The following is a 23,161-nucleotide window of genomic DNA, read 5'->3' on the forward strand; positions in this document are numbered from 1 at the left end:
CTCCATGTGAGGGGATGAGGGCCGCCCCCCGGACCGGGGTCCGGGGGGCGGCGGGGATGGGGTCAGCGGTTGAACCAGTGGTACATGGGCGAGTCCGGGCCCCACTTGCCGGGGCGGCCGTGCTCGTCCCTGGTGACGAAGACGCTCGGCTCGGAGGCGGTCACGCCGCCGCCCGCGGAGCGCGCGGTGACGAACCAGGCGTAGGCCGTGTCGTCCTTGAGGTGCTTCCAGGTCACCGAGGCGACCTGGCCCGAGGTGACCGTGCTCTTGCCGATGACCTTCGTCGGCTTGTAGATCGCCAGCGAGTCGGTCTGGAACGTCGTCGTACGGGAGGTGAGGTCGACCGGCAGCACCATGTTGTCCTCGAGCCCGTTGTAGCGGCGCAGCGGGTCGTACTCGTTGGCGCCGAACTCGTTGAGCAGCGGGGAGTAGGTGTCCACGCTCAGCTCCGCCCGCTTGACGTTGAACTGCAGCATGCGGAAGAAGCTCGCGCCGAACTGGAGCTGGTCCTGCGGGTTGTAGCCGCCGATCGCGGTCAGCCCGAGCCGGTCGGCCGACACCGTGTAGAACTGGTAGTCCGCCAGGAGCTCGACGACGCCGTTGCCGACCTGGCCCACCTTCGGCTTCACGTTGGTGCCCACGCCGTGCTCGTGACCGGCGAGGATGAGGAAGACGTTGGGGTTCTTCTCGACCACCGTCTTGTACAGCATGGAGCCGTCGGGGGCCGCGAAACCGGCGCCGCGGCCGTCCGGGTTGGTGCTCGGCACGAGGTAGTCGTGCGAGAGCAGGATGCCGTTGCGGTTGGGGAACTTCTTGAAGACGGAGTCGGCCCACTCGGCCTCCTCCCGCGTCACGCCGTACGACAGGCCGACCACGACGAAGTCCAGCCCACCCGCGGAGAACAGGTCGTAGTGGTTCTGGTTGTCGCCTTCCTTCCACGGGCCGCCGTACTTGGCGTGCTGCCAGCCCTGCGAGGCGCCCTGGTACCGGCCGGGGCCGTAGTACTTGTTGTAGATCGCCTCCGGCCCGTTCTCGGTGCCGGACTGGTTGTCGTGGTTGCCGGCGATCACGCCGTTCGGGATGCCCGCGTCGTCCAGCACCTTCTGCTGCTTCGAGGACACCTCGAACTCGCCGGTGACCTGCTGCTGGGTGGCCTCGTCGGCGGGCTTGCGGATGTTGTTCTCGATGATGTCGCCGGTGTGCGCGACGTACGAGATCTTGCGCTGGTCCTTGTTGTCCTTGATCCAGTTGACGATGCCGGCGTAGGCGGACTCCCACACCGCGCGCTCCTCGGCGGTCTCCTGCTCCACCGCGCCCTCGGAGATGTACTGGGTGTCGGTGAAGTGGACGATCGAGAAGTCGTAGGAGGAGGGGTCGGCGAAGCCGTTCGGGTCGCCGGGGTCGATGTCGTCGGCGAACGGGTCCTCGCCCGTCACCATGACGTGGACCTGGTTCCTGTCGATGTAGTCGTCGTCGACGACGGCCGTGAGCACGGTCTTGCCCTCGGCGGCGCCGCGGGCGCTCGTCAGCAGCTCCCACGCCTTGGACGTGGTGTTCCACGCCCGCAGCCCCGCCAGGCGCTCGGGGTCGATGGCGCCCTCCCAGCGCAGGACCGGGGAGTCCACGTGACCCTGCACCTCGACGTCATAGCGCTGGTAGACGAGATCCTGCCCGGAGGGCGCGTCCAGCGTCCTGCCGTCGGCGGGCTCGAGCCCGTCGGTCCTGACGCGCTTCTCGCCCGGCACCCGCAGGGTCGTCGGGAGAGACTGCGTCGTGCCCTGGTACACCTGCTCCGGGGTGAGGATCTTCGCCTCGTTGAACGTGGCCGTCACCTGGCCGCCGTCGGGCTCGGCCACCTTGGCCGAGAGCGTGACGGGGTCCGACACGTCGGTGGCCCCCCGCGCCGGGCTCAGCTCGGCCGGCGCGTCCGGGATGCCCGCGGACTCGAACACGACCTCGCGGGTCGTGGTGTTGCCGAGCCCGTCGGCGCCCGTCACGGCCAGCGTGTGCTTGCCTGCGCGCAGCCCCGGGCCCACCTGGGCCCCGAGCTCGATCGGCCGGCCGTCGAGCTTGACGTCCGGCCCGGACACGACGCCGGAGGCGTCCTCCAGCTTGACGTCCAGCACGACCGAGGCGGTGATCTTCTCACCCTCGGCCGGGACGCTCCTGGCGACCTTCGGCGCCGAGTTGTCGGTGATCAGGGTGCGGGTGGCGACCTCGCCGGTGGCCGACTCCGCGGCGAGCTTGTGCTTGCCGTCCTTGATGGCGGCGGTGTCGAGGTCCGCGCGCAGGCCGCGGGCCGGGGCGTCCACCAGGAACTCGAGGTCGATCTCGGTGAGCGGGTTGACGTTGTCGCCGCAGTTGCCGTCGCCCAGGCTGTACGAGGTCTTCAGCAGCTGCCCGGTCGCCGTGCCCTGCGCCGGGGTGAGCGCGATGTTCGAGATCGCGAAGTCGTCGCGGTTGCTGCCGCACGAGGTCGGGAAGGTGCCGGCCACGAAGTCGATCGTGTTCCAGCCGGGCACCAGGAACTCGTTCGGGATCGTGAAGTCGACGCGCTTGCTCACGAAGTCGCCGTCGAGCACGACCTTCTGGCCGTTGACGAGCAGGAAGTTCTGGTAGCGCGCCTCGATCGAGTTGCTGCCCACGTTGAAGCTGAAGGTCGCCACGCCCGAGCCGAGCGTCTCGATGACCTGGACGGCCGGAGCGTCGATCTTGTAGCGCAGCTCGGCCTCGCGCAGGAGGGTCTGGCTGCTGCCGCAGGTGCCGTCGCCCATCTCGTACGACGGCTTGAGGTCCTGGCCGGTCACGGTGGCGCCGTCGAGGGCGAGCTCGAGGTTCGTGATCGTGAAGTCGTCGCGGTTGTTGCCGCAGGTCTCCTTGGCGTCGCCGGTGACGACCTTGATCGTGTTGTCGCCGGGCACCAGGAACTTGGCCGGGACCGCGATGGTCACCCGCCGGCTCGCCCAGGTGCCGCCCAGGTCGATGCGCTTGCCGTTGACGAGGAGGAAGTCGTCGTACTTGTCCTCGATCCCGTCCGCGCCCACGTCGAAGCTGAGCATCGCGGCGCCGTTGCCCAGCGTGGGCTTCGTGACGGGCTTCTCGCCGTCCACGGTGAGCGACTTGACGCCGCCTCCGCTGTTCGCCGGGACGTTCGCGAAGACCGGCTTGGTGCCCGCCACGAGCGTGCCGTCCGTCGGCAGCAGGCGCGGCGCCCCGGCAGGGGCGTTGTTCACGGTCACGGTGTTCTTGACGGTCACGCCGGCCGCGGTCGTGGCGGTGATGGTGTGCTCGCCGTTGGACAGCGTCGTGGTGTCCAGGTCCGCGGCGAGGCCCGTGGTGCCCTGCGGTTCGCCCTGGACGAAGAACTTGAGCGTGGCGCGCTTCAGCAGCGTGGTGTTCGTGCCGCAGCTGCCGTCGCCGAAGGAGAGGGTGTACGGGTTGTCCTCGCCGTCCGCGACCTCGCCGAGGAGTTCGAGGCCCACGTCGGACAGCACGAAGTCGTCGTAGTTCGTGCCGCACGAGGACGGGATCGCGCCGACGACGATCTCGACGGTGTTCTCTCCCTTGACGAGGCGCTCGTTCGGGATGTCGATGGTCGCGCGCTCGTTGACGAAGTTGCCGATTTCGCTGCGGTACTCGCCGTTGACGAGCACGTAGCTGTGGTACTGCGCCTCCGTCGAGTTCGAGCCCACGTCGAAGCGGAGCTTGGAGACGCCGACCGTACGGGTGGCGTTGAGCGCGGTGTCGTCGACGGCGAGCTTCGTGACGCTGTCACCGGCCGCGGTCGGGACCGCCGCGACCTTCGCCGTGCCCTCCAGGTACGAACCGGTGGCCGGGGTGAGCGTCGGAGGGCTCGGGACGGCGGTGGTCGTCGGCGTGGGGCTGGGCCGACCCCGGTCCTGTTCCGCCGGCGCCGGGTCGGCGTACGCGGCCGTGACGAAGCTGCTCACCAGCAGCGTCGCGATCGAGGCGGCCAGGGCGAAACGCGCCCGGCCGCCTAAACCGCGCAATGACTTTCGTGCTGCCATCGGCAGTCCCTTCTTATGTGCATAAGCCCCCCATAAGGCGGCTTGCTCTCGCGCGGACACATTGGAGCGCACGAGTGAACGGTGTGCATAGAGAGGCTGAAGGGACGATAAACGGTTGCGTCATTCTGGTCATCCGTCACAAATAGGTCTCAATGGGCGCGTACCGGAAGATTGGGATGTCACACCACGGCCCTCTCAAGGGCTCTAAGAGCAGCAGTCACACGCATAGGGGGGATCCGTGATGTCCGATGTCACCCAGGTGTTCGCCGGCCACCGCGAACTGCTGTTCTCCATCGTCTACAACATGCTGGGCAGCGTCACCGACACCGAGGACGTGCTGCAGGAGACCTGGCTGGCGTGGGCGTCCCGGGATCCGGACGAGATCGGCCATCCGCGCGCCTACCTCGTACGCGTCGCAGTGAACCAGGCGCTCGCCCACCAGGGCGCCCTGCGCCGGCGCCGCGAGACCTACGTCGGGCCCTGGCTGCCCGAACCCCTCGTCACCTCACCCGACGCCGCCGACCACGCCGTACGGACCGACACGCTCTCGCTCGCGCTGCTGGTGGTGCTGGAGACGCTCACGCCGCTGGAACGGGCGGTGTTCATCCTGCACGAGGTGTTCGCCTACGCCCACACCGAGATCGCCCCCATGATCGGCCGCAGCCCCGCCGCGGTGCGGCAGCTCGCCCACCGCGCCCGCGAACACGTCCAGGCCCGCCGCCCCCGTACCCAGGTCGACCCGCGCCTCCAGCGGCAGGTGACCGAGCGGTTCGTGGCCGCGACCTTCGGCGGCGACCTGGAGGGGCTGATGGAACTGCTGGCGCCGGACGTGACGCTGTGGACCGACGGCGGCGGCAAGTCGAACGCCGGCGGCCCGCGTCCCATCCGCGGCCGCGACAACGTCTCCCGCGTGCTCGTCTCCCGCGCCGCCCAGCCCCTCGACGGGCTGGACATCCAGTACCGCGAGGTCAACGGCGACCCCTGCGCGGTGCTGTTCGTGGAGAACGCCCCGTACGCCGTCATGGTCGTGGACATGACGCCCGACGGCTCCCAGATCAAGGACGTCTACACCGTCAGCAACCCCGACAAGCTCACTCACGTCCCCGAGAAGTCCCGGACGCGGCGGGGCAGCGGGCCGAGGTGATGGGGGAAACGGTGGCGCAGCACGCCGGTCGCGGCGGCGGCCGGCGCGACGAGGGCGGCGCCGACGAGGTGGTGCGCGTGGCCGCGAAGACCGGTGAGCAGGGCGTCGGCGGCGATGACGAAGATCAGCGCGCTCGCGATCCCGGTGACCAGCCGGAGCGACGACCAGAGCGCGCCGACGTGCGTGCCGCGGGGACAGCCCGGCCTGCGCGTGCATCATCGGCAGGATCGGGGTGTAGGCGAAGCGGCCGACACCCATGCCCGCCGCACCCTGCCTGACGATCCGCCAGGGCCGATCCGCCCGGGGCGCCTCGCCGCCGTCCGTGCCGCGCTCTCGTACGGAGGTCAACCTTCGCCTTTCGTTCGGCCGGCGGGAGCGGGCGCACCCGGTGGCAGGACTCAGTGACCGGCGCTCTGGCCGCCGTCGACGTGCAGGATCTCGCCGGTGACGAACGAGGCCGTCTCCAGGTAGACGATCGCGTCGACGATGTCGCCAACCTCGCCCATCCGGCCCACGGGGTGCAGGCCGGCGAGGAAGTCGTGGGTCTCCCCCGGGTGCATCGGCGTACGGACGACGCCGGGCGCGACCGCGTTGACCCGGATGCCCCGGGAGGCGTACTCGATGGCCAGCGACTTGGTGACCGAGTTGAGGCCGCCCTTGGTCAGCGCCGCCAGCGCGGACGGCACGCGGCTGTCGGCGTACTCGGCCAGGGTGGTCGTGATGTTGACCACGTGCCCGCCGCCCTGGGCGAGCATGGCGTCGATGGCCCGCTGGGAGATCTCGAAGAACCCGCGCAGGTTGACCCCCGTCACCAGCTCGTAGTCCTCGTCGGTGTAGTCGGTGAACGGCTTGCCCACGAAGACGCCGGCGTTGTTGATCAGCGTGTCGACCCGGCCGTACGCCTCCAGCGCCTGCTCGATGACGCGCCTGCCGACGGACGGGACGGCGATGTCACCGGCGATGGTCCGCACCAGGGGGTCGTCGGAGGGCGCGATCGATCGGGAGTTCGCGACGACCGCGTAGCCGAGCTTGCGGTAGGCGGTCACCAGCCCCGCGCCGATGCCCTGGGACGCGCCGGTGATCACGGCGACTCTGTGCGTGCTCATGGGTTGCTCTTCTCATAAGGATTGAGGCCATACGTCCGGGCCTCGATCAGCGCGGCCGGTCAGCGAACGGGGCGGACCGGCACCGCGCGGTCATGGTTCAAGCTTGCGCCGGCCGGGCGCGATCCCGCCACGACCGGTTGGCTCCCTGTTGTCAGGCTGCGCCTCCCCGCGCACTACCCTGGGCGAATGGAGCTACGCCGGCTGCGATATTTCGTCGCGGTGGCCGAGGAGCTGCATTTCGGCCGGGCCGCGCTCCGGCTGCGCATCGCCGGCCCGTCGCTCTCCCAGCAGATCAAGGCCCTGGAGCGGGACCTGGGCGTACACCTGTTCGACCGGGACCGCCGTTCGGTCGCGCTCACCCCCTCGGGGCAGGCGCTGCTTCCCCAGGTCAGGGCGCTGCTGGGCCAGGCCGAGGAGCTGCGCCGCGTCCGGCATGGCCGCCACCGAGCCGGTCCGGCTCGGCTACGTCAGCTGGCGCCCGCCCGACCTGACCATCTGCTGGGTGCGGGCCGACGACCTGGCCGCCCACGGCCTGGAGGCCCGGCTGATCGGCGCCGACCGGCTCTTCGCGGTCTCCACGGGCACCGGCACGTCCGCGGTCCCGGCCAAGGACACGTCGGTGCTGGTGGACGCCGACACCGCCACCTGGGACTCGTGGAACCGCTATGCCGAGGAGTTCGCCCGCGACACCGGTGCCCGCGTCGTACGCGTCGACGACGGCGGCATCATCGGGCCGGCCTTCTTCGACCACGTACGGCGACTGCGCCGGCCCGTCGTCAACTCGCCGAAGGGCCAGACCGCGCCGGTGCCGCCGGACCTCGCCCGGCGGCCGGTGGTCGACCCGGCGCCGTACTGGACCTGGGCCCTGGTGTCCCGGCGGGACGAGACCCGCATGGCCGTACGGGCCGCCGTCGAGGCCCTGACCCGGGACGTCGGCGGGCTCGGCCTGGACGCCGAGGCGGCCTGGCTGCCGGCCGGCGACCCGTTCCGCACCGCCGGATGACGCGACGCCGGTCGGCCTGACGCGGGTCAGCGCGATGCCGGCCGGCGTGGCGCGGGTCAGCATGGCGCGGGTCAGCGTGGCGCGTGGTGATCGTGGTCGTGTGGTGATCGTGGTCGTGTGGTGATCGTGGTCGCGTGGTGATCGTGGTCAGCGGGCTTGCAGTGTGGCGAGGTCGCGCACCGTGTAGCGGCGGTGCTCGCACTCCTCCTCCATCACCACGCGCAGGCAGCCGCCGACCGTGCGCGGCTCCTCCGGGTAGCCGGGCGCGGGTGCGCGGGTGCAGGCCCGTTCGAGCCCGGCGTCGGTGAGGTCGTCGAGGATGCCGCGCACCAGCGCCACCCGGCCGGCGCGCGCCTGCGCCACCTCCGCGTACGACGGGCGGGCGTCGAGGTCGAGGCCGAGCGCCGCCGCGTCCTCGGGCGGGTAGCCGGAGTGGGTGAGGCCGAGCCGGTGGAACGGGTCCGGCGCGTCGAGGATCGCCCGGCCCGCCCAGGCGTCGGTGGCGAAGACGAGGTGGCGAAGCGTCTCGACGAGGGACCATTCGTCGTCGACCCGTTCGTGGCGCGCCGCTTCGGGCAGCCGTTCGGCGCGGGCGAGCGTTTCGGACCAGAGCCGCTCGATGGTCTCCCACATCGCGCGGAAGTCGCCGGCCGTGCGCATCTCCCGTAGCCGTACGCGTTCGGGATGGCGCCGATCGAGCTCGGCCTCGACGTAGGGGGTGACGTCCACGTCGTTGACGCGGAAATTACGGATTTCTCCGGACACGTTGACGTCCATGAGCCAGGAGTCGACGATCTTGACCCGGCGCAGATCGCAGCTGCGGAACGTCGTGGCGGAGAGATCGGCCATCGTGAAGCTCGCGCCCTGGAACGCGTCAGTGTTGTCGTACTGCGCTGCCATCGCGCCATTGTGCCCGCGCCAGCCGTGACCGTACAGCGCCTATTTCCGAGGTGGCCTCACCCCGCGCACGACGGGCAGGCCCGTGCCCGAGTCGAGCACGAGGCGGTCGCCGAGCGGACGCGCCAGCGTGACGGTGATCCTGGCTATCTTGAGCATCAGGCTGCACGGCCCGCTGGAGCCCTCCTCGTCCACGTCCACCACCACGAGCTTGCCGGTCTCGTACGCCCGCGCCCCGTGAATGCGGTCACAGGAGCCGTGGCCGTACTCCAGGAGCAGGTCGTGAGGCTTGCCGGCGACGAGGTCGTACCCCGTCACCTCTTCGTACTCCCCCTCCGCTGCCTGTGGACGGGCGGTGATGGCCGAGGGGGCGACCGCCACGTACACGTACTTCGGCCCGACCCCCCTGACGCTGAACAGCCAGGCGGGCACCCGGATCGTGCCGCGGCTGGTCGTCAGCGTCGTCTCCCCCAGCTCGGCCCCGGTCACCCGGAGCGGGCGGCAGCCCTTGGCCGGGCACTCCTCCTCGATGAAGTCGGCCGGCTTGCTGAGCTCCGCGTACGCGTCGGCCGCCGTGACGAGCGGCACTTCCGAGACGGAGCCGTCCGGCCACCGCAGGCGCGCCGCGGCCAGAGGGTTCGCGGGCAGCTCGGCCGCGAGCTGCCACACGCCGTTGTGCGCGCTCAGGGCGGCCCAGGCGGGAGGGTCGGTCCAGCCACCCCGATCCTGGAGCCCTCCGAGCGGGACGAAACCCGAGCGCCAGGCCCGGTCGCCGGCCGATCCGTCCCAGCGCGCCACCACCTCCCGGGCGCGTGCCTCGAACCGGCCCGGCGAGACCCGATAGGACCAGCTACAGGAGGCGGCCAGGAGCAGCACCAGGCACAGGCCCGCGATCGTCCTACGCAAGAGTTCGTGATCACCCCCGGGCGGCTACGGTAGCCGCTCATACACCGGCAAAGTGCCCCTCTTATCGGATTTGCGGGGGAATCTCCCTTAATTAGGGGCGAACGCACTCCATGTGGTCTTCTGACTACCGGGGTGTGGAGTGATCAGACGGCTGGGCCGGTCGCTGCGACTGCGGTTGGCGCTGCTCGCCAGCTTGGCCATGTTGCTGCTGAACGTCGTCGTCAGCGCGTTCGTGCTGTTCGCCATCCGGAACGAGGCCGGCGACATCCGGGCGTACGACGTGGCCAGCCAGGCCCTGCGCGTGCTCCTCATGGTCAAGCGGAACCAGCTGCCCCCGACGGTGACCACCGACGGGCTCGACGGCATCCAGGTGCTCGACTCGGCGGGACGGGTGGTCTCCTCGACGCCGAACCTGGCCGGCCTGCCCCGGCTGACGACGGTCATCCCCCACCGGAACACGGCCAACGACGTCGCCGAGCTCTGCGATCTGCCCGCGTTCCCCGGACGGTGCGAGCTGGTGGTCTCCATGCACGCCTACCAGCCGGACGGCGCGTGGGTCATCTACGCCTTCGCCCCGGCCGTGCCCTGGTACGTCAGCCTGAAAGTGCTCCTTTTCGAGATCTGCGTGGCGGCGCTGCTGGTCGCGCTGACCTGGTTCGGGGTGTCGCGCGTGGTGGCCCGGACGCTCGCGCCCGTACACAACCTCACGAAGAGGCTGGCCGAGATCACCGCGGGCGGAGGCGGGATGCGGCTCCCCGTACCGCAGAACGTCGACGACGAGATCAGGCGGCTGGCCGAGACCGGCAACCAGATGCTGGAGCGGCTGGAAGCCGCGATGAGGAAGCAGGCGGAGGCGGTGGAGCAGCAGCGCAGGTTCGCCGGGGACGCCTCGCACGACCTGCGCAGCCCGATCACGGCGATGCGTACCCAGGTCGAGGACGCGCTGCTCAACCCCGAGGACGCCGACTGGCGGGCGACCGGCGCGGCACTGCTGGCCAGCCTGGACCGGCTCCAGGCCATCGTCACCGACCTGCTCACGCTGACCAAGCTGGACGCGGGCGCGCCGAGCTCCCGGGAACCGGTCGATCTGTGCGAGCTGGTCGGCGCCGAGACCGGCAGGCCGCGTTCGAAGAACGTCGTCACGACGCTGCAGCCGGGCGTGGCCGTCACGGGCGACCGGCTGCAGCTGGCCCGCCTCCTGACGAACCTGCTGGACAACGCCGAGCGGCACGCCGAGTCCCAGATCCTCATCACCGTACGGCGGCAGGACCGGCAGGCCGTGCTGGAGGTGCTCGACGACGGGGCGGGCATCGAGCCCGGGCATCGCGAGACGGTCTTCCAGCGCTTCACCCGCCTGGACGCCGCGCGCAACCGCGACGCCGGCGGGACCGGGCTCGGCCTGCCCATCGCCCGCGAGATCGCGCACGCCCACGGCGGCACGCTCACGATCGAGGACTCCGAGCGCGGCGCCCGCTTCGTCCTGCGCATCCCGGTCCGCGAGGACTGAGCATCCCGCCCGAGACGACCGAGCATCCCGCCTGCTTCGTCCTGCGCGTCCCGCCTGCTTCGTCCTGCGCGTCCCGCCTGCTTCGTCCTGCGCATCCCCGGTCCGCGAGGACTGCGCCACACCCCCAAGTCGGCTCCAAGCCACGCACAAGAGCCGGACCTCACCATTTCCAGACGTGAGCGGAAATTTCAGGACAAGATTGATGAAGATCGCCGCGGGTGCGGCGGTCGCCATGGCGGTCGCGCTGCCCGCGTTACCGGCGGCGGCCGACACCCCCGACGAGCGACCCGACGTGCCCGTCGGCACCTGGCTGGCCGCGCGTACCCAGCCCGCCGTCCAGCTGACGAGCTTCACCTACACCGGCACGGTCGCCGTGCCGACCAGCACGATCAACCAGACCGCGTTCAACCGGCTCGTGGAGCAGGCCACCGCCACCGTCGCGTCCGGCAAGATCTCCTCGGACGAGCGCAGCATCGCCAAGTGGCTGTTCCAGCAGATCGCGGCCGACGTGGATACCTACCTCGCCTCGACCACCCCTGAGCGCACGGTCGAAGCCGAGGTCGGCGGCCTGTGCACCGGCTGGTGGGTCACCCCTGACGGCTACATGGTCACCGGGGCGCACTGCGTCCAGGTCGGCGAGACCGAGCTGAGCCAGCTGTTCGCGCAGCAGGCGCTGGCCAAGTTCAACAAGCAGGACGCCAAGGAGATCATCAGCGGGCTGCAGGGCCTGGAGGCCGACGAGGAGATCGTCAAGCTCGCGCAGCAGATCTACGTCACGTTCAACACCAACCACATGCAGCTCCGCAACCTGAAGCAGAGCCTGTCGGTGGTCCAGAGCCTGCCCGGCGGCGGCGTGGACAAGACGGCCAAGCCGGTCCCGGCCGAGCTGGTGTCGGTGGGCGAGAGCTACCCGGGCAAGGACTTCGCGCTGCTCAAGGTCAACGGCCAGCAGAACCTGCCGACCGTGCCGCTCGGCGACGACTCCGACGTGCGTACCGGTGACACGCTCTACATCAGCGGCTTCCCCGGCCTGGTCACCAATACGCCGTTCTTCAGCCTGGAGTCCAAGCTGGAGCCGGCGCTGACCGAGGGCCCGTACAACGCCAAGCGCACCACGCAGACCGGCGTGCCGTACATCCAGACCCAGGCGCCCTCCTACCACGGCAACTCCGGCGGCCCGGTGTTCAGCAAGGACGGCAAGGTCATCGGCATGCTGATCGCCGGCACGGTGAGCGAGAACGGCGAGGCGTCGGAGAGCGAGAGCTTCGTCCTGCCGGTGGGCATCATCAAGGAGAAGCTCGGCGAGAAGAACATCAAGCCTGCCCAGACCACCACGACGATCCGCTACAACGAGGCGCTCAACGACTTCTTCCGGCACTACTACTCGGACTCGCTGCCGAAGTTCCGCGAGGTCCAGGCGCTGTTCCCGAACCACCCGTACGTGGCCAAGTACATCAGCGACGCGCAGCAGGCGATCTCCGCCGGCAAGGACGAGTCGCCCAAGCCGATCCTGCGGTGGGTGCTGATCGGGGCCGGCGTGCTGGTCGCCGCCGTGATCGTCGCGGTCCTGGCCAAGGTCCTCCGCGGCCGCGGGCGCCGGCGCCGCCACTCCGAGCCGTCCTTCGTCCAGCCCCCGCCCGGCGCGGTCTCGCCCCCTTCGTGGCGACAGCTCCCGGCGGGCCAGGTGCCGCCTCCGGCGCAGGAGGCGTACGGGCAGGCCGCACACGGTCAGGCCGCACACGGTCAGGCCGCACACGGTCAGGCCGCACACGGTCAGGCCGCACACGGTCAGGCCGCACACGGTCAGGCCGCACACGGTCAGGCCGCACACGGTCAGGCCGCACACGGTCAGGCCGCACACGGTCAGGCCGCACACGGTCAGGCCGCACACGGTCAGGCGGCGTACGGACAGGCCGCGTACGGGCAGGGCGCCGACGGGTACGGCCCCGTCGTCTACAACGCCGGCGGCTACGGCGCCGCGCCGTACGGCTCGGCCCCCGACCACGCCGGCCCCCAGTACGGCTCGGCCCCGGAGCACGCCAACCCCCAGTACGGACGGGGCCCGTACGGATACCCCGCGCCCCCGCACGGCCAGGCGCAGCCGCCCTCGGGTGAGCAGACCCGCGCCGTCCGCTACGGCCAGTTCACCCCGCCGCCGAACGACCGGGCCTCCTAGTCCTGGATCTACCTTGCCCACCCTTCCATACTTGAGGCGACGCCCGGGAACATGGCTGCCGTCATCACCGGGCGGGATCCCGCTCGTGCCCGTGAACGCGAAACCCCCGATTCCGTCGTCGGCCAAAAGGGAGACAGGAATGCGCACGTCGTACAGACTCGTCCCGCCCGCTGTCCTCGCGATCGGCCTGCTCCTCTGCCCGGCCGCGCCCGCGTCGGCCGCCGCCACGACGGCCGGCCCGGCGACGGTCATGGCCCTGACCCTGGACGAGGGCAGCTGCGAACCGCTCGCGCGGCGCTTCCTCTGCTCCGTCTCCTACAGCGGGGCGATCGCGCCGGTCGCCATCCGGTGGTTCGTCAACGGCGGCTACATCCCCGCGTACGACAACAAGAGTTTCGTGGGGATCGGCTGCCAGCCCACGGTGCGGTACGACATCCGGGCGGTGATCTCCGACGCCACCGGCGCGTCCGTCGAGTACCACACCACGCCCGTCTGCCGATCAGGCAATCCCTGACGGGTCCCGGCTGCCCGACCTCGGTTGATCTTTCCCTTTAGGGTGGTTACCTGAGGGAGGTATCGATGCCGAGCAATGCCGGGCGTTCCACGCTGGCCACCATCGCCGCTTCGGCCGGCGTGTCCGTGGCCACCGTGTCCAAGGTCCTCAACGGCCGCACCGACGTCGCGCCCGCCACCCGTTCGCTGGTGCAGTCCCTGCTGCAGGAGCACGGCTACGTCGCCCGCCGGTCACGCCGGGCGCGGGCGGCGGCTCCGGCCACCGTCGAGGTGGAGGTGGCCTCGGACCTGTGCGCCTATTCCGCCCAGATCATCCAGGGCATGATCGAGGCCGGAGCCGAGTCGGGCGCGGCCGTCGTCGTCACCAGCCCGGCGGTCATGGCCGATGGCGGGGCTTCCTGGGTCCGCGGCCTGGTCGACGCCGGGCGGCGAGCGTTGATCACCTTCGGCAGTGAGCCGGCCCCGGCCCAGCTCGCCGCGCTGTCCCGGGCTCGCCTGCCGGTGGTCGTCATCGACCCGATGAACCTGCCGGACACCCCTGTGACCAGCGTCGGCTCCACCAACTTCGCCGGCGGCCTGTCCGCCACCCGGCATCTGCTGGACCTCGGGCACCGTCGCATCGCCTACCTCGGCGGCATCGCCGGCGCGGCGTCCAACCAGGCACGCATGCACGGCTATCGCGCCGCGATGGAGGCCGCGGGCATCCCCGTGCCCGCCGAATACGTCCGTGCTTCGGGCTTCTGCTATCCCGACGGGGAGACGGGCGGAGCCGCCCTGCTCGACCTGCCGCTCCCGCCGACGGCCATCTTCGCCGTCAGCGACGAGAGCGCCCTCGGCGCCATACAGGCCGCCAGGGCGCGGGGCCTGCGCGTCCCGGAGGACCTCAGCGTGGTCGGCTTCGACGACACCGAGATCGCGGTCATGACGTCGCCGCAGCTGACCACCGTACGCCAGCCGCTGCGCGAGATGGGCGGCGTCGCCCTGCGCACGGCCCTGCGCCTGGCCGCCGGCGAGAAGATCGAGTCCCGCCACATCGAGCTCGCCACCGAGCTGATCGTCCGCGGATCGAGCCGGGCGGCCGGACCGTGAGATCGCGCGGCGGCTCTGGACAACGCGCCCCTTACGTGATCTGACGGAATAAGAGCGCCGACGATCGCGAACAGGAGCACCTGGACATGAGCGACACGCCGCGACTGCACACCGCGGGCAACACCCTGCTGGAGCGAGCCCGCGCGCTGCGCCCACTGATCGAGCGCGACGCGGACCAGGCCGAGGAGCAGGGCAGACTCACCACCTCCGTCGTGGACGCCTTACACGAGGCAGGACTTTTCGGCATATGGGTGCCGGTGCCGCTCGGCGGCGCCGAGCTGTCACCCACGGAGCTGATGGCCGTCTTCCAAGAGCTCTCCTACGCCGACCCCTCGACGGGCTGGGTGGTCATGGCCACCACCCTGGAGAACGGCACGGCCGGCGCCTACCTGGGCGACGAGGCCGTCGAACGCATCTTCAAGGGCCCCCGGATGCCCCTCTTCGCGGGCCAGGGCACCCGTCCGGGCATCGCCGTCCCCGAGGACGGGGGATTCCGTCTCAGCGGGCAGTGGAGCTTCGCCTCCGCCATGCTGCACTCCCAGTACGTCCACAGCCTGGGCGCCGTCGAGGGCACCGACGAGGCCCGGATCTTCATCACCCCTATCGACGACGTCAAGCCGCTCGGCAACTGGGACGTCCTGGGCCTGCGCGCGACCGGCAGCATCGACTACTCCATAGACGACGTCTTCGTGCCGGAGTCGCAGTCGCACGCCTTCGACACGAACGAGCCCCTGCGCGGCGGCGCCATCTACCGGCTCGGCCTGCTCGACCAGGCGCTGATCTGCCACTCCGCCTGGGCGCTCGGCGTCGGCCGCCGGCTGCTGGACGAGCTGAGCCGCTACGCCCTGTCGCGGGCCGGGCGGCCCGGGCAGCTCGCCGGCAGCGACGCCTTCCACACCGACTTCGCCCGCGCCGAGGCGAAGTTCCGCGCCGCGGCGGCCCTGGTGCGCGAGACGTGGGACGACGTGGAACGCACCCTCGACTCGGGCCGGACGCTCGACGTGCGGCAGGAGACGATGGTGCGGCTCGCGCTCAACCACATCACGTCGACGATCACCGAGGTCTCCCACTTCGTCTACGCGTCGGGCGGCACCTCGGCGCTGCGCGACGGGTTGATCCAGCGGCTGTTCAGGGACGTACACGCCGGCGCCGCGCACATCACCTCGGGCCCGCAGTCGCTGCGGGAGTGCGGCCGCGAACTGGCCGGCCTGGCCGCGGGCGAGTCCTGGGTGCTGTTCGGGCTGGAGCCGTAAGACCGCGCGTTCAAGGGCGGCCGAGTCGCCGTCCCGCGGTGAGACTCCGGTGAAATGTCCGTGGAACGCCGTACTTTCAGGCTTGTCCGCATGCCAATGACTGACATGACCAGGAGCCTGGCCTGCGGGACGGCGCTCGTGCTCGCCCTTTCCGCCTGCGGTGCGCTGGGACGGCCGGCTCAGCCTTCGGCCTCGGCGAAGGCTCCCGACGCCCCGGCGCAGGAGGACCCTTCCCCCACGCAGGAGGAGTCCCCCTCGCCCTCGGAGTCTCCCGCGGAGGGCGTGGTCACCGGGCCCACCTCATCCGCCCTGCCGATCGAGGGCCGGAACCTCCGCCTGGTCAGGTCCGGCGAGAACGAGCTGGCGCTGCAGTTCGAACTCTTCAACGGCACGGACGACGAGATCTCGCTCGGCACGCTCGGCCTCGACAGCCGCGAGCAGCTGATCACGCTGGTGGACCTGCCCCGGGGCACCGCCTACGGCCTGATCGGCAGCTCGGGTCCGGACGGGCGGATCAGCGCGGACGTCGACATCGAGCCGGGCGGCTCGGCCCCGGTGACGGCGGTCTTCGCGGCGCCGCCCAAGGAGGCCACCGAAATGCTCGTCGTCCTCAACGGCCTGCTCCCGGTAACCGTGCCGATCACGGACGCCGAACCGGCCGACGACCCAGCCCTGCACGGCCCCCACAACAAGCTCCAGGTCGGTCCGCTGGTCTGCAAGACGACGGGCGGCACGCGAGAGGCGTTCCGGCTGCCCAGCGACGTGCTGTTCGAGTTCGGCAGTTCCAAGCTGTCACCGTCGGCCAAGTCCGCCATCGAGGCGCTGCGCGGCCGGGTCTCCGCCTCGTCGGGATCGGTGACCGTGGACGGGCACACCGACGCGATCGGGGGCACCTCCGACAACCAGACGCTGTCGGAGGAGCGCGCCGCGGCCGTCAGCCAGGTGCTGCGCCCTTCTCTCGGCGACGGCTTCGCCTACCGGACCAAGGGGCACGGCGAGGGCGAGCCCGTGGTGCCCAACACCAAGCCCGACGGCAGCGACGACCCGGACGGGCGGGCACAGAACAGGCGGGTGGAGGTGCGGATCGACAGCGACACCACCGTACGGGCCCCGGAGACGGGCACCGACCTGACCGACGCGGGGCTGCAGGCGCGGGTGGAGAGCGTACGGCGGCTGTCGGGCTACCTGCTGGCGAGCGTCAAGGTCACCAACCCCGGGTCGCAGGCCGCGTCCCTGGAGTACGAGAACCACTTCACACCCAAGGAGCTCACCTCGGGCCAGCTGTCGATCGCGGCCCAGAACGGCCGGCAGGAGCTGTGCGGCTTCGCCGAACCCACGTACTTCGACTTCGTCGGCACGATGAGCGCCTCTTTCGCGCCGGGCAAGCTCGACACGGTGCCCGCGGGCGCCGAGGTGACGCTGTGGGGGCTCTTCCCGGCGCCGAGCACGAACGTCACGTCGGTGAAGGTCCAGATCGGCGGCTACGACCAGGCACTCCCAGCCGAGGTGGTGGCGAGCTGAGTCCGGTGTTGCTCGGGCCGGTCACGGTGTGGCGAGCGCGACTCTGACCTCCTCCAGGCGGGCGGCGTAGCGGGGCCAGCCGAAGCCCGAGGCGGCGTAGGCGGCGGCCGTCGCCTCCGCCAGTTCCCCGGCCCGCCGCCGGTCCCGGCTCGCGAGCGCCAGCGCCGCCGACACGGCCCGGGCCGCCAGCCAGGGCGTGCTGTGCTCGGCCGACTCGGCGTAGACCTCGTCCAGCAGCGCCGCCGCCTCGTCGAGCTCCCCGCGCCGGATGAGCACGTCGGCCAGGTCGATGTGCGCCATGCTCGCCCCGGAGCCGTCGGTGACCGCGTAGCCGACGGCCGTACGCATGTGGCCTTCCGCCCGGGCCAGATCCTGCTCGGCCGTGGCGACGGCACCCCTGATCAGCTCGTTGAGGGGGAGGATCTGCCGGTCGTCCAGCCGCGCGGCGTAGTGGTCGGACTCGGTGGCGCACGCCAGCGCCTCCTTGAAGTGGCCCATGCCCAGCAGCGCCTGGGCCTGGTTGCTGAGACCGCGTGCCAGGCCGTGCTCGTCGCCGGTCTCCAGGTCGAACGCGTTGGCGGTGACGTAGCGCTGGAGTGCCTGCTCGGCATCGCCAGAGTAGAGGTGGAGCGTGCCGAGCGCGTCGGCGAAGGCGGACACCCGCTGCGTGTGGGAGACGCTTTCGGCCAGCTCCAGGCCCTGGAGCAGCGGCGGAAGCGCCTCGCGCAGGCGGCCGCGCTCGATCTCCACGATGCCGCGGTAGTAGAGGACGTTCATGGTCACCATGTCGTCCGACGCGACCTCGGCCAGCGCGGCAGCCCTGGTCAGCAGCTCGGCCGCCACATCGAACTTGCCGACCATGGTGGAGACGAAGGCGTGGTCGCTCAGCGCGGTCGCCTGCTCGGTCGGCGTGCTGCCCGGCGCGTCGGCCAGGGCCGAGAAGTGCCGCTCTGCCTCGCCGTACCAGCCGCGGATCAGCCACGGTGTGTGCAGTTCGAGCGCCAGCCGCAGGCCGTCGGCCGCCCGCTCGGTGCCGGGGGCGCGCTCCAGCGCGTCGAGCAGGTTGGGCCACTCCGCGAACACGGCCGACACCTCCTCCGCCGCGAGGAAGTCGGTCGGCGCGCCGATCCGGCGGACGAACGCCACACACCAGCCCAGATGGGCGGCCAGCGCGCCCTCCATCTCCCCTGCGGCGACCAGCTTCGCCCGCGCGTAGTCGCGCACGGTCTCCAGCATCCCGAACCGCCGCCCGCCCCCGGACGTCTCCACGGTGACCAGGCTCCGGTCGACCAACTCGGCCAGCGCAGGCGCAACGTCCGCAACGGCCATGCCCTCCTCGGCAGAGCCACCCGCGCCAGGACCGGCCGTGCCGGGGGCGGTTGCCACGGTCGGGACGACGTGTTCGGTGGCCTCCAGGTCGAAGCCGCCGCTGAAGACCGAGACCCGCCGCAGCACCAGCCGCTCCCGTTCGGCCAGCAGGTCGTGGCTCCAGTCGAGGGCGGCGCGCAGGCTCGTGTGCCGGCCGCCCGCGTTGCGGCCGCCGCCCACCAGCAGGCGCAGCCGGTCCTCGACCCGGGCGGCCAGCTGCGCCACGGTGAGCGTACGGGTCAGACCGGCGGCCAGCTCGATCCCCAGGGGCAGCCGGTCCACGGCGGCGCAGATCGCCGCGACGGCGGCGGGGTCTGCGTCGGCCTGGTCGGGGGCGCACCGCTGGGTGAACAGGGTCGCCGCCGCGTGCGCGGGCAGCGGTCCGACCCGGTTGAGCTCCTCCCCCGCCGCCAGCAGCGGGAGCTGCGAGGTGACCAGCACGGCCAGCCCGTCGGTACGGCTCAGCAGCCCGATGACCAGCTCGGCCACCTGGTCGACGAGGTGTTCGGCGTTGTCGAGCACCAGGAGGCCGCCGTCCAGGCGCGCGGCCAGCTCCGGCAGGGGATCGTCGGACTCCGACTCCAGCCCCACGGCCGCGGTCACCGCCGCGCGCACCGCCCCTTCCCGGTGTAACGGCGCCAGCTCCACCAGGGTCACCGCCCTGGGCTCCGCGGCCGGGGCCTGAGCCACGGCCTTCGCCGCCTCGATGGCCAGCCGCGACTTGCCGCTGCCCGGCCCGCCCGTGAGCGTGACGAGCCCCGGCCGCGCGAGCCGCCTCACCAGCGCCGCCAGCTCGCCGTCCCGGCCGACGAAGCTCGTCGCGGGGCCCGGCAGACGTACCCGGGGACGGGCCTGATCCGGAGCCGCCGACTCGACAGGGAACGGGGACGGCTCCGGCCCGGGCGACGCCGCAGGAAGCGGGGACGACGGCTCCGGTCTGATCGTGGGCCCGGCTTTCGCTGGGGTGGTGTCTGCGAGTTGGAGGGACGGGTCCTGGCGGAGGATGTGCAGCTCCAGCGCGGCCGTCTCCGGGACCGGGTCGACGCCGAGCGCGTCGTCCAGCTTGCGGCGGAGCCTGGCCAGCCGGTCGAGTGCGTCGGCCTGCCTGCCGGTGCGGTAGAGGGCCAGTGCGAGCATGCAGGACAGCCGCTCGTGCAGCGGATGCTCGTCCGCCAGCCGCTCCAGCTCCGCGCTCACCTCCGCCGCCGCGCCGAGGGCGAGGTCGGCGGTGAGCCGCTGCACCATCAGGTGCAGCCGCCACGCCTCCAGCCGCTCCCCCTCCAGCTCGGCATAGGGGATCGCCCGCAGGTCCGCCAGTGCGCTGCCGCGCCAGAGGCCGAGCGCCTGCGCCGCCGAGTCCCGGGCGCCCGCGTGGTCGCCGGACCTGGCCGCCGCGTGCGCCTGTTCGGCGGCGGCCCGGGCCGTGACCAGGTCGGCGGCGTGGGCGTCGAGCGCGTAGCCGCCAGGTGTCCGGACCAGGAGTGACGCCTGCCGCGACCGGCCCACGCCGGTCCCACCCTGCCCCCACTGGCCGGCGCCGGCCCCGCCCTGCCCGAGGTCGGCGGGGAGGGTGGGGAGGGCGGCGCGGAGGCGGGAGACGAGGACTCGCAGGCGTTCGGTGGGACGGGCCAGTTCGGCCTCTCCCCACAGGTCGGCGGCCAGCCGCGCGTCCGGGACCGGAGACCCGCCCGCGAGCGCGAGCCGGGTCAGCAACGCACGCTCAAGGAGGCGATCCACCACGATCGTCGCATCTCCGGCACGGACAGTGACCGGCCCGAGCACGAGGACGTCCAAGCCGGGGAGGGAGGGCATGGGGGGATTATCTCAGCGAATTCCGTGAGACGTCCGTGAAACGGGTGTGCAAGGTCATCCGCTCAGGCTGGCCTCATGACACAAGACATCACGGACCTGCGAGCCACCGTACGAGGAGAGGTCCTCACCCCGGAGGACCCGGGCTACGAGGACGCCCGGGCCCTGCACAACGGCATGATCGACCGCAGGCCGGCCGCGATCGTGCGCGTCAGCGGCACCGCCGACGTCGTCAGCGTGCTGTCCTACGCCCGCGAGCACGCCCTGGAGGTCAGCGTGCGCGGCGGCGGGCACGGGGTGGCCGGGCACGCGCTCGGCGGTGACCTCGTGATCGACCTGTCGGCGCTGCGGGGCGTCACCGTGGACGCGGCCGGCCGGACGGCCGTCGTTCAGGCCGGCACGATCTGGGGCGAGGTCGACCAGGCCACGCAGGCGTACGGCCTGGCCGTGCCCGGCGGCCGGATCAGCCACACCGGCGTCGCCGGGCTCACCCTCGGGGGCGGCGAGGGCTGGCTGTCCGCGAAGTACGGGCTGAGCTGCGACAACCTGATCGCCGTCGAGCTCGTCACCGCCGACGGCCGGGTGGTCGTCGCCGACGACGAGAGCGAGCCCGAGCTGATGTGGGCGCTGCGCGGCGGGGGCGGCAACTTCGGCGTGGTCATGTCGTTCACGTTCCGCCTGCACCCGCTGGGCCCGCTGGTGCTCGGCGGCATGCTCGGTTACCGGGTCTCCGACGCGCCCGCCGTACTGGAGGCCCTGGACAGGCTGTGCTCGGCCGGGCACGACGACTTCGCCCCGGCGGCGGTGTTCCTGACGGCGCCGCCGGCGCCGTTCGTGCCCGGGCACGTGGTGGGGCGGCCGATCCTGGCGATCGTGCCCGTCTGGCTCGGTGATCCGGAGGCGGGCGCCGAGGTGATCCGGCCGCTGGTCGAGGCGGCGACGCCGCTGTTCGACGCGGTCCAGCCGATGCCGTACGTGGCGCTGCAGTCGATGCTGGACGACGGCTCGCAGCCGGGGCGGCGCAACAGGTGGTCGGCGGAGTTCGTGCCCGGCCTGGATCCGGGCCTGATCTCCGACCTGCAGGACGCCGCGATCGCCGCGCCGAGCCCGCTGTCGCAGCTGATCGTCTCGCCGCTGCCGGAGGCGGTCAGGACCGCGCCGGACTCGGCCTTCCCCAGCCGCCACGGCGGGCGGTGGCTGGTGCACCCCGTCGGCGTCTGGGTGGATCCGGGCGGCGACCCCGCCAACCTGGCCTGGGTGGAGGAGGTGACCTCGGCGATCAGGAAGCACGGGGTCACCGGCTCCTACCTGAACCTGGAGCAGGCCGACGACGACCGGGTGCGCTGGGCGATGGGGGTGCGCAGGTACCGCCGGCTGCAGCAGGTGAAGGCGGCCTGGGACCCCGGCGACGTGTTCCGTCACTGCGCCCACGTCAGCCCATGAGCCCGGCACCCGCCCGGTCGGCGGGCGGGTGCCGGTCACGTCAGGACGGCTGCCTGGCCGCGCGCCACTCGGGCGCGAGCACCGACCAGATCTCCAGGTCGTGCCGCTTGCCCCGGTGCAGGTAGCTCTCCCGCAGCACGCCGTCCTTGGTCATCCCCAGCCGCCGGGCCACGGCGATGCTGGCCGCGTTCTCCGACGCGACCACCCATTCGATGCGGTGGATGCCCCGTTCCTCGACCGCCCAATCGATGATCATCCGTGCGGCCCTGGTCACCAGGCCCTTGCCCGCCGCCGACGGCTCCAGCCAGCAACCCACCTCCGCGACGCCCATCGCGACGTCCATCGTGCGGAAGAGCACCCCGCCGACCAGCGTGCCGTCCGTCCAGATGCCGTAGATCCGCCCGGTGTCGGTGGCGGCCTTCTCCGCGTACGACTGGAGCAGGGACCGGCTCGACTCCAGGTCCGTGGCCCTGTCCGGGAACTTGATGAACTGCCCGACGAACTCCCGGCCCCGGTCCATGTGGGCCAGGAGCTCCTCGGCCTGCCACGGCTCCAGCGGCCGCAGCTCCGCGCCGTCCTCACCCAGGGATTTTGCGAACATCGTTCCCCCAACGATCAAAAATTAGGCCATATCGCCAGAAGATCCTCTCACGCGGGCAGGCGGGGCAGGTCGGCGATCTTCCTGAACAGCCCAAAACTGTGCATCGTCCCGCACGCCGACCGGCCGGGCCCGGCAGGCGCCCGACGACACTGCTGCCATGGACCTGCATGACACCGATGGCGGGCAGGGGCGGACCGGGTTCGCTGGAGCCGTGTACGGCTCGCTGCTGGCGGCCTCGGTCGTGGCCGGCAGCGCGGTGGACGGCACGCCGCTCTACGCGGGTGACCTCGTGGTCGTGCTGATCTGCACGGGCGTGGTGTTCTGGCTCGCCCACGTCTACGCCTGGGTGGTGTCCAGCAGGAGCCAGCCCCTGACCTGGCAGCGGCTGCGCACGGCCGGCCGGCACGACTGGCCGGTGGCGCAGGCCTCGTTCCCCCCGGCCATCGGCGCCGCCTTCGCCTCCTCGCTGGGCCTGTCCGACAGGGCGGTGACGTGGGTGGCGCTGGTCGTCGCCGTGGCGAGCCAGGTGGCGTGGGCCGTCGCGGCGGCCGTCACGGCCCGGGCCCCGGCGCGGGTCGTGGCCCTCTCCGGCGCCGCCAACCTCGTGCTGGGGCTGGCCATCATCGCGCTCAAGACCCTGGTCGGCTCCCACTGAGGTCTTGACAGGGCGCCGCCGATTTGAAAACTTCCTTAACAGATCGGGGTTGACAACGCTGTCATCACTCCTCCTGGGAGACCGCTGTGAGCACCCTCTGGCCTTCCCCGTCCCGTCGTAAACGATCTCTTATGATGGCGGT

At 71.6% G+C, this 23,161-nt stretch carries 16 protein-coding genes and 1 pseudogene; 11 read left to right on the top strand and 6 right to left on the bottom strand.

What is annotated here, in order from left to right:
* Window positions 1-62: 62 nt before the first annotated feature.
* Entirely contained in the window at window positions 63-4,028 is a 3,966-nt protein-coding gene (locus HD596_RS00655; RefSeq protein WP_185067374.1) for a metallophosphoesterase, read from the bottom strand.
* A gap of 241 nt (window positions 4,029-4,269) precedes the next feature.
* Between HD596_RS00655 and sigJ the strand changes: the two genes are divergently transcribed.
* Window positions 4,270-5,172 carry an RNA polymerase sigma factor SigJ gene (gene sigJ, locus HD596_RS00660; RefSeq protein WP_185067375.1) on the top strand — a complete coding sequence of 301 codons (903 nt, stop codon included), beginning with the start codon at window positions 4,270-4,272 and terminating at the stop codon, window positions 5,170-5,172.
* 398 nt (window positions 5,173-5,570) lie between these two features.
* Here sigJ and HD596_RS00670 read toward each other — a convergent pair whose 3' ends face one another.
* Window positions 5,571-6,278: an SDR family NAD(P)-dependent oxidoreductase gene (locus HD596_RS00670; RefSeq protein ID WP_185067376.1), complete on the bottom strand. Its 708-nt coding sequence runs from the start codon at window positions 6,276-6,278 to the stop codon at window positions 5,571-5,573.
* A 186-nt stretch (window positions 6,279-6,464) separates the two neighbouring features.
* On the opposite strand from HD596_RS00670, the pseudogene HD596_RS64550 reads away from it, so the two are divergent.
* Both HD596_RS64550 and HD596_RS00675 read left to right on the top strand, forming a co-directional pair.
* Window positions 6,465-6,590 (top strand): annotated as a pseudogene (locus HD596_RS64550) (LysR family transcriptional regulator); the annotation flags it as partial.
* Window positions 6,591-6,711: 121 nt separating this feature from the next.
* Entirely contained in the window at window positions 6,712-7,281 is a 570-nt protein-coding gene (locus HD596_RS00675) for a hypothetical protein (RefSeq protein WP_246554044.1), read from the top strand.
* 147 nt (window positions 7,282-7,428) lie between these two features.
* Here HD596_RS00675 and HD596_RS00680 read toward each other — a convergent pair whose 3' ends face one another.
* Both HD596_RS00680 and HD596_RS00685 read right to left on the bottom strand, forming a co-directional pair.
* Window positions 7,429-8,181, bottom strand: a complete 753-nt coding sequence (locus HD596_RS00680) for a DinB family protein (RefSeq protein WP_185067377.1) — start codon at window positions 8,179-8,181, stop codon at window positions 7,429-7,431.
* A gap of 39 nt (window positions 8,182-8,220) precedes the next feature.
* Complete coding sequence (locus HD596_RS00685) at window positions 8,221-9,084, bottom strand: hypothetical protein (protein ID WP_185067378.1); 864 nt, start codon at window positions 9,082-9,084, stop codon at window positions 8,221-8,223.
* Window positions 9,085-9,223: 139 nt separating this feature from the next.
* Between HD596_RS00685 and HD596_RS00690 the strand changes: the two genes are divergently transcribed.
* The 6 genes from HD596_RS00690 (at window position 9,224) to HD596_RS00715 (ending at window position 17,143) form a co-directional block, all read left to right on the top strand.
* Window positions 9,224-10,591 carry a sensor histidine kinase gene (locus HD596_RS00690; RefSeq protein WP_313042132.1) on the top strand — a complete coding sequence of 456 codons (1,368 nt, stop codon included), beginning with the start codon at window positions 9,224-9,226 and terminating at the stop codon, window positions 10,589-10,591.
* Between the two features lie 202 nt (window positions 10,592-10,793).
* Window positions 10,794-12,767 (top strand): serine protease, encoded by a 1,974-nt coding sequence (locus tag HD596_RS00695; protein ID WP_221519114.1) that lies wholly within the window; start codon window positions 10,794-10,796, stop codon window positions 12,765-12,767.
* A gap of 139 nt (window positions 12,768-12,906) precedes the next feature.
* A complete protein-coding gene (locus HD596_RS00700; protein WP_185067379.1) occupies window positions 12,907-13,281 on the top strand; it encodes a hypothetical protein in 375 nt (124 codons plus the stop codon).
* Window positions 13,282-13,346: 65 nt separating this feature from the next.
* A complete protein-coding gene (locus HD596_RS00705; RefSeq protein WP_185067380.1) occupies window positions 13,347-14,369 on the top strand; it encodes a LacI family DNA-binding transcriptional regulator in 1,023 nt (340 codons plus the stop codon).
* A gap of 86 nt (window positions 14,370-14,455) precedes the next feature.
* Window positions 14,456-15,622, top strand: coding sequence for an acyl-CoA dehydrogenase family protein (locus tag HD596_RS00710; RefSeq protein WP_185067381.1), 1,167 nt, complete (start codon window positions 14,456-14,458; stop codon window positions 15,620-15,622).
* Window positions 15,623-15,712: 90 nt separating this feature from the next.
* Window positions 15,713-17,143, top strand: a complete 1,431-nt coding sequence (locus tag HD596_RS00715) for an OmpA family protein (RefSeq protein WP_185067382.1) — start codon at window positions 15,713-15,715, stop codon at window positions 17,141-17,143.
* 21 nt (window positions 17,144-17,164) lie between these two features.
* Here the strand turns inward: HD596_RS00715 and HD596_RS00720 are convergent, their stop codons facing one another.
* Complete coding sequence (locus tag HD596_RS00720; RefSeq protein WP_185067383.1) at window positions 17,165-20,323, bottom strand: AfsR/SARP family transcriptional regulator; 3,159 nt, start codon at window positions 20,321-20,323, stop codon at window positions 17,165-17,167.
* A gap of 75 nt (window positions 20,324-20,398) precedes the next feature.
* Between HD596_RS00720 and HD596_RS00725 the strand changes: the two genes are divergently transcribed.
* A complete protein-coding gene (locus HD596_RS00725) occupies window positions 20,399-21,763 on the top strand; it encodes an FAD-binding oxidoreductase (protein ID WP_185067384.1) in 1,365 nt (454 codons plus the stop codon).
* Between the two features lie 40 nt (window positions 21,764-21,803).
* Here HD596_RS00725 and HD596_RS00730 read toward each other — a convergent pair whose 3' ends face one another.
* Window positions 21,804-22,364: a GNAT family N-acetyltransferase gene (locus tag HD596_RS00730; protein ID WP_185067385.1), complete on the bottom strand. Its 561-nt coding sequence runs from the start codon at window positions 22,362-22,364 to the stop codon at window positions 21,804-21,806.
* 157 nt (window positions 22,365-22,521) lie between these two features.
* Here HD596_RS00730 and HD596_RS00735 point away from each other — a divergent pair, with 157 nt between their 5' ends.
* A complete protein-coding gene (locus HD596_RS00735; RefSeq protein ID WP_185067386.1) occupies window positions 22,522-23,019 on the top strand; it encodes a hypothetical protein in 498 nt (165 codons plus the stop codon).
* Window positions 23,020-23,161: the final 142 nt, after the last annotated feature.

Origin of the sequence: Nonomuraea jabiensis, assembly GCF_014204795.1 — a bacterium.
GTDB classification, from domain to species: Bacteria; Actinomycetota; Actinomycetes; order Streptosporangiales; family Streptosporangiaceae; genus Nonomuraea; species Nonomuraea jabiensis.

Excerpts from the sequence above, each read along its gene's own strand:
- HD596_RS00655 (WP_185067374.1), bottom strand. The coding sequence starts at position 4,028 with ATGGCAGCACGAAAGTCATTGCGCGGTTTAGGCGGCCGGGCGCGTTTC.
- sigJ (WP_185067375.1), top strand. The coding sequence starts at position 4,270 with ATGTCCGATGTCACCCAGGTGTTCGCCGGCCACCGCGAACTGCTGTTC.
- HD596_RS00670 (WP_185067376.1), bottom strand. The coding sequence starts at position 6,278 with ATGAGCACGCACAGAGTCGCCGTGATCACCGGCGCGTCCCAGGGCATC.
- HD596_RS00675 (WP_246554044.1), top strand. The coding sequence starts at position 6,712 with ATGGCCGCCACCGAGCCGGTCCGGCTCGGCTACGTCAGCTGGCGCCCG.
- HD596_RS00680 (WP_185067377.1), bottom strand. The coding sequence starts at position 8,181 with ATGGCAGCGCAGTACGACAACACTGACGCGTTCCAGGGCGCGAGCTTC.
- HD596_RS00695 (WP_221519114.1), top strand. The coding sequence starts at position 10,794 with ATGAAGATCGCCGCGGGTGCGGCGGTCGCCATGGCGGTCGCGCTGCCC.
- HD596_RS00700 (WP_185067379.1), top strand. The coding sequence starts at position 12,907 with ATGCGCACGTCGTACAGACTCGTCCCGCCCGCTGTCCTCGCGATCGGC.
- HD596_RS00705 (WP_185067380.1), top strand. The coding sequence starts at position 13,347 with ATGCCGAGCAATGCCGGGCGTTCCACGCTGGCCACCATCGCCGCTTCG.
- HD596_RS00710 (WP_185067381.1), top strand. The coding sequence starts at position 14,456 with ATGAGCGACACGCCGCGACTGCACACCGCGGGCAACACCCTGCTGGAG.
- HD596_RS00715 (WP_185067382.1), top strand. The coding sequence starts at position 15,713 with ATGCCAATGACTGACATGACCAGGAGCCTGGCCTGCGGGACGGCGCTC.
- HD596_RS00720 (WP_185067383.1), bottom strand. The coding sequence starts at position 20,323 with ATGCCCTCCCTCCCCGGCTTGGACGTCCTCGTGCTCGGGCCGGTCACT.
- HD596_RS00725 (WP_185067384.1), top strand. The coding sequence starts at position 20,399 with ATGACACAAGACATCACGGACCTGCGAGCCACCGTACGAGGAGAGGTC.
- HD596_RS00730 (WP_185067385.1), bottom strand. The coding sequence starts at position 22,364 with ATGTTCGCAAAATCCCTGGGTGAGGACGGCGCGGAGCTGCGGCCGCTG.
- HD596_RS00735 (WP_185067386.1), top strand. The coding sequence starts at position 22,522 with ATGGACCTGCATGACACCGATGGCGGGCAGGGGCGGACCGGGTTCGCT.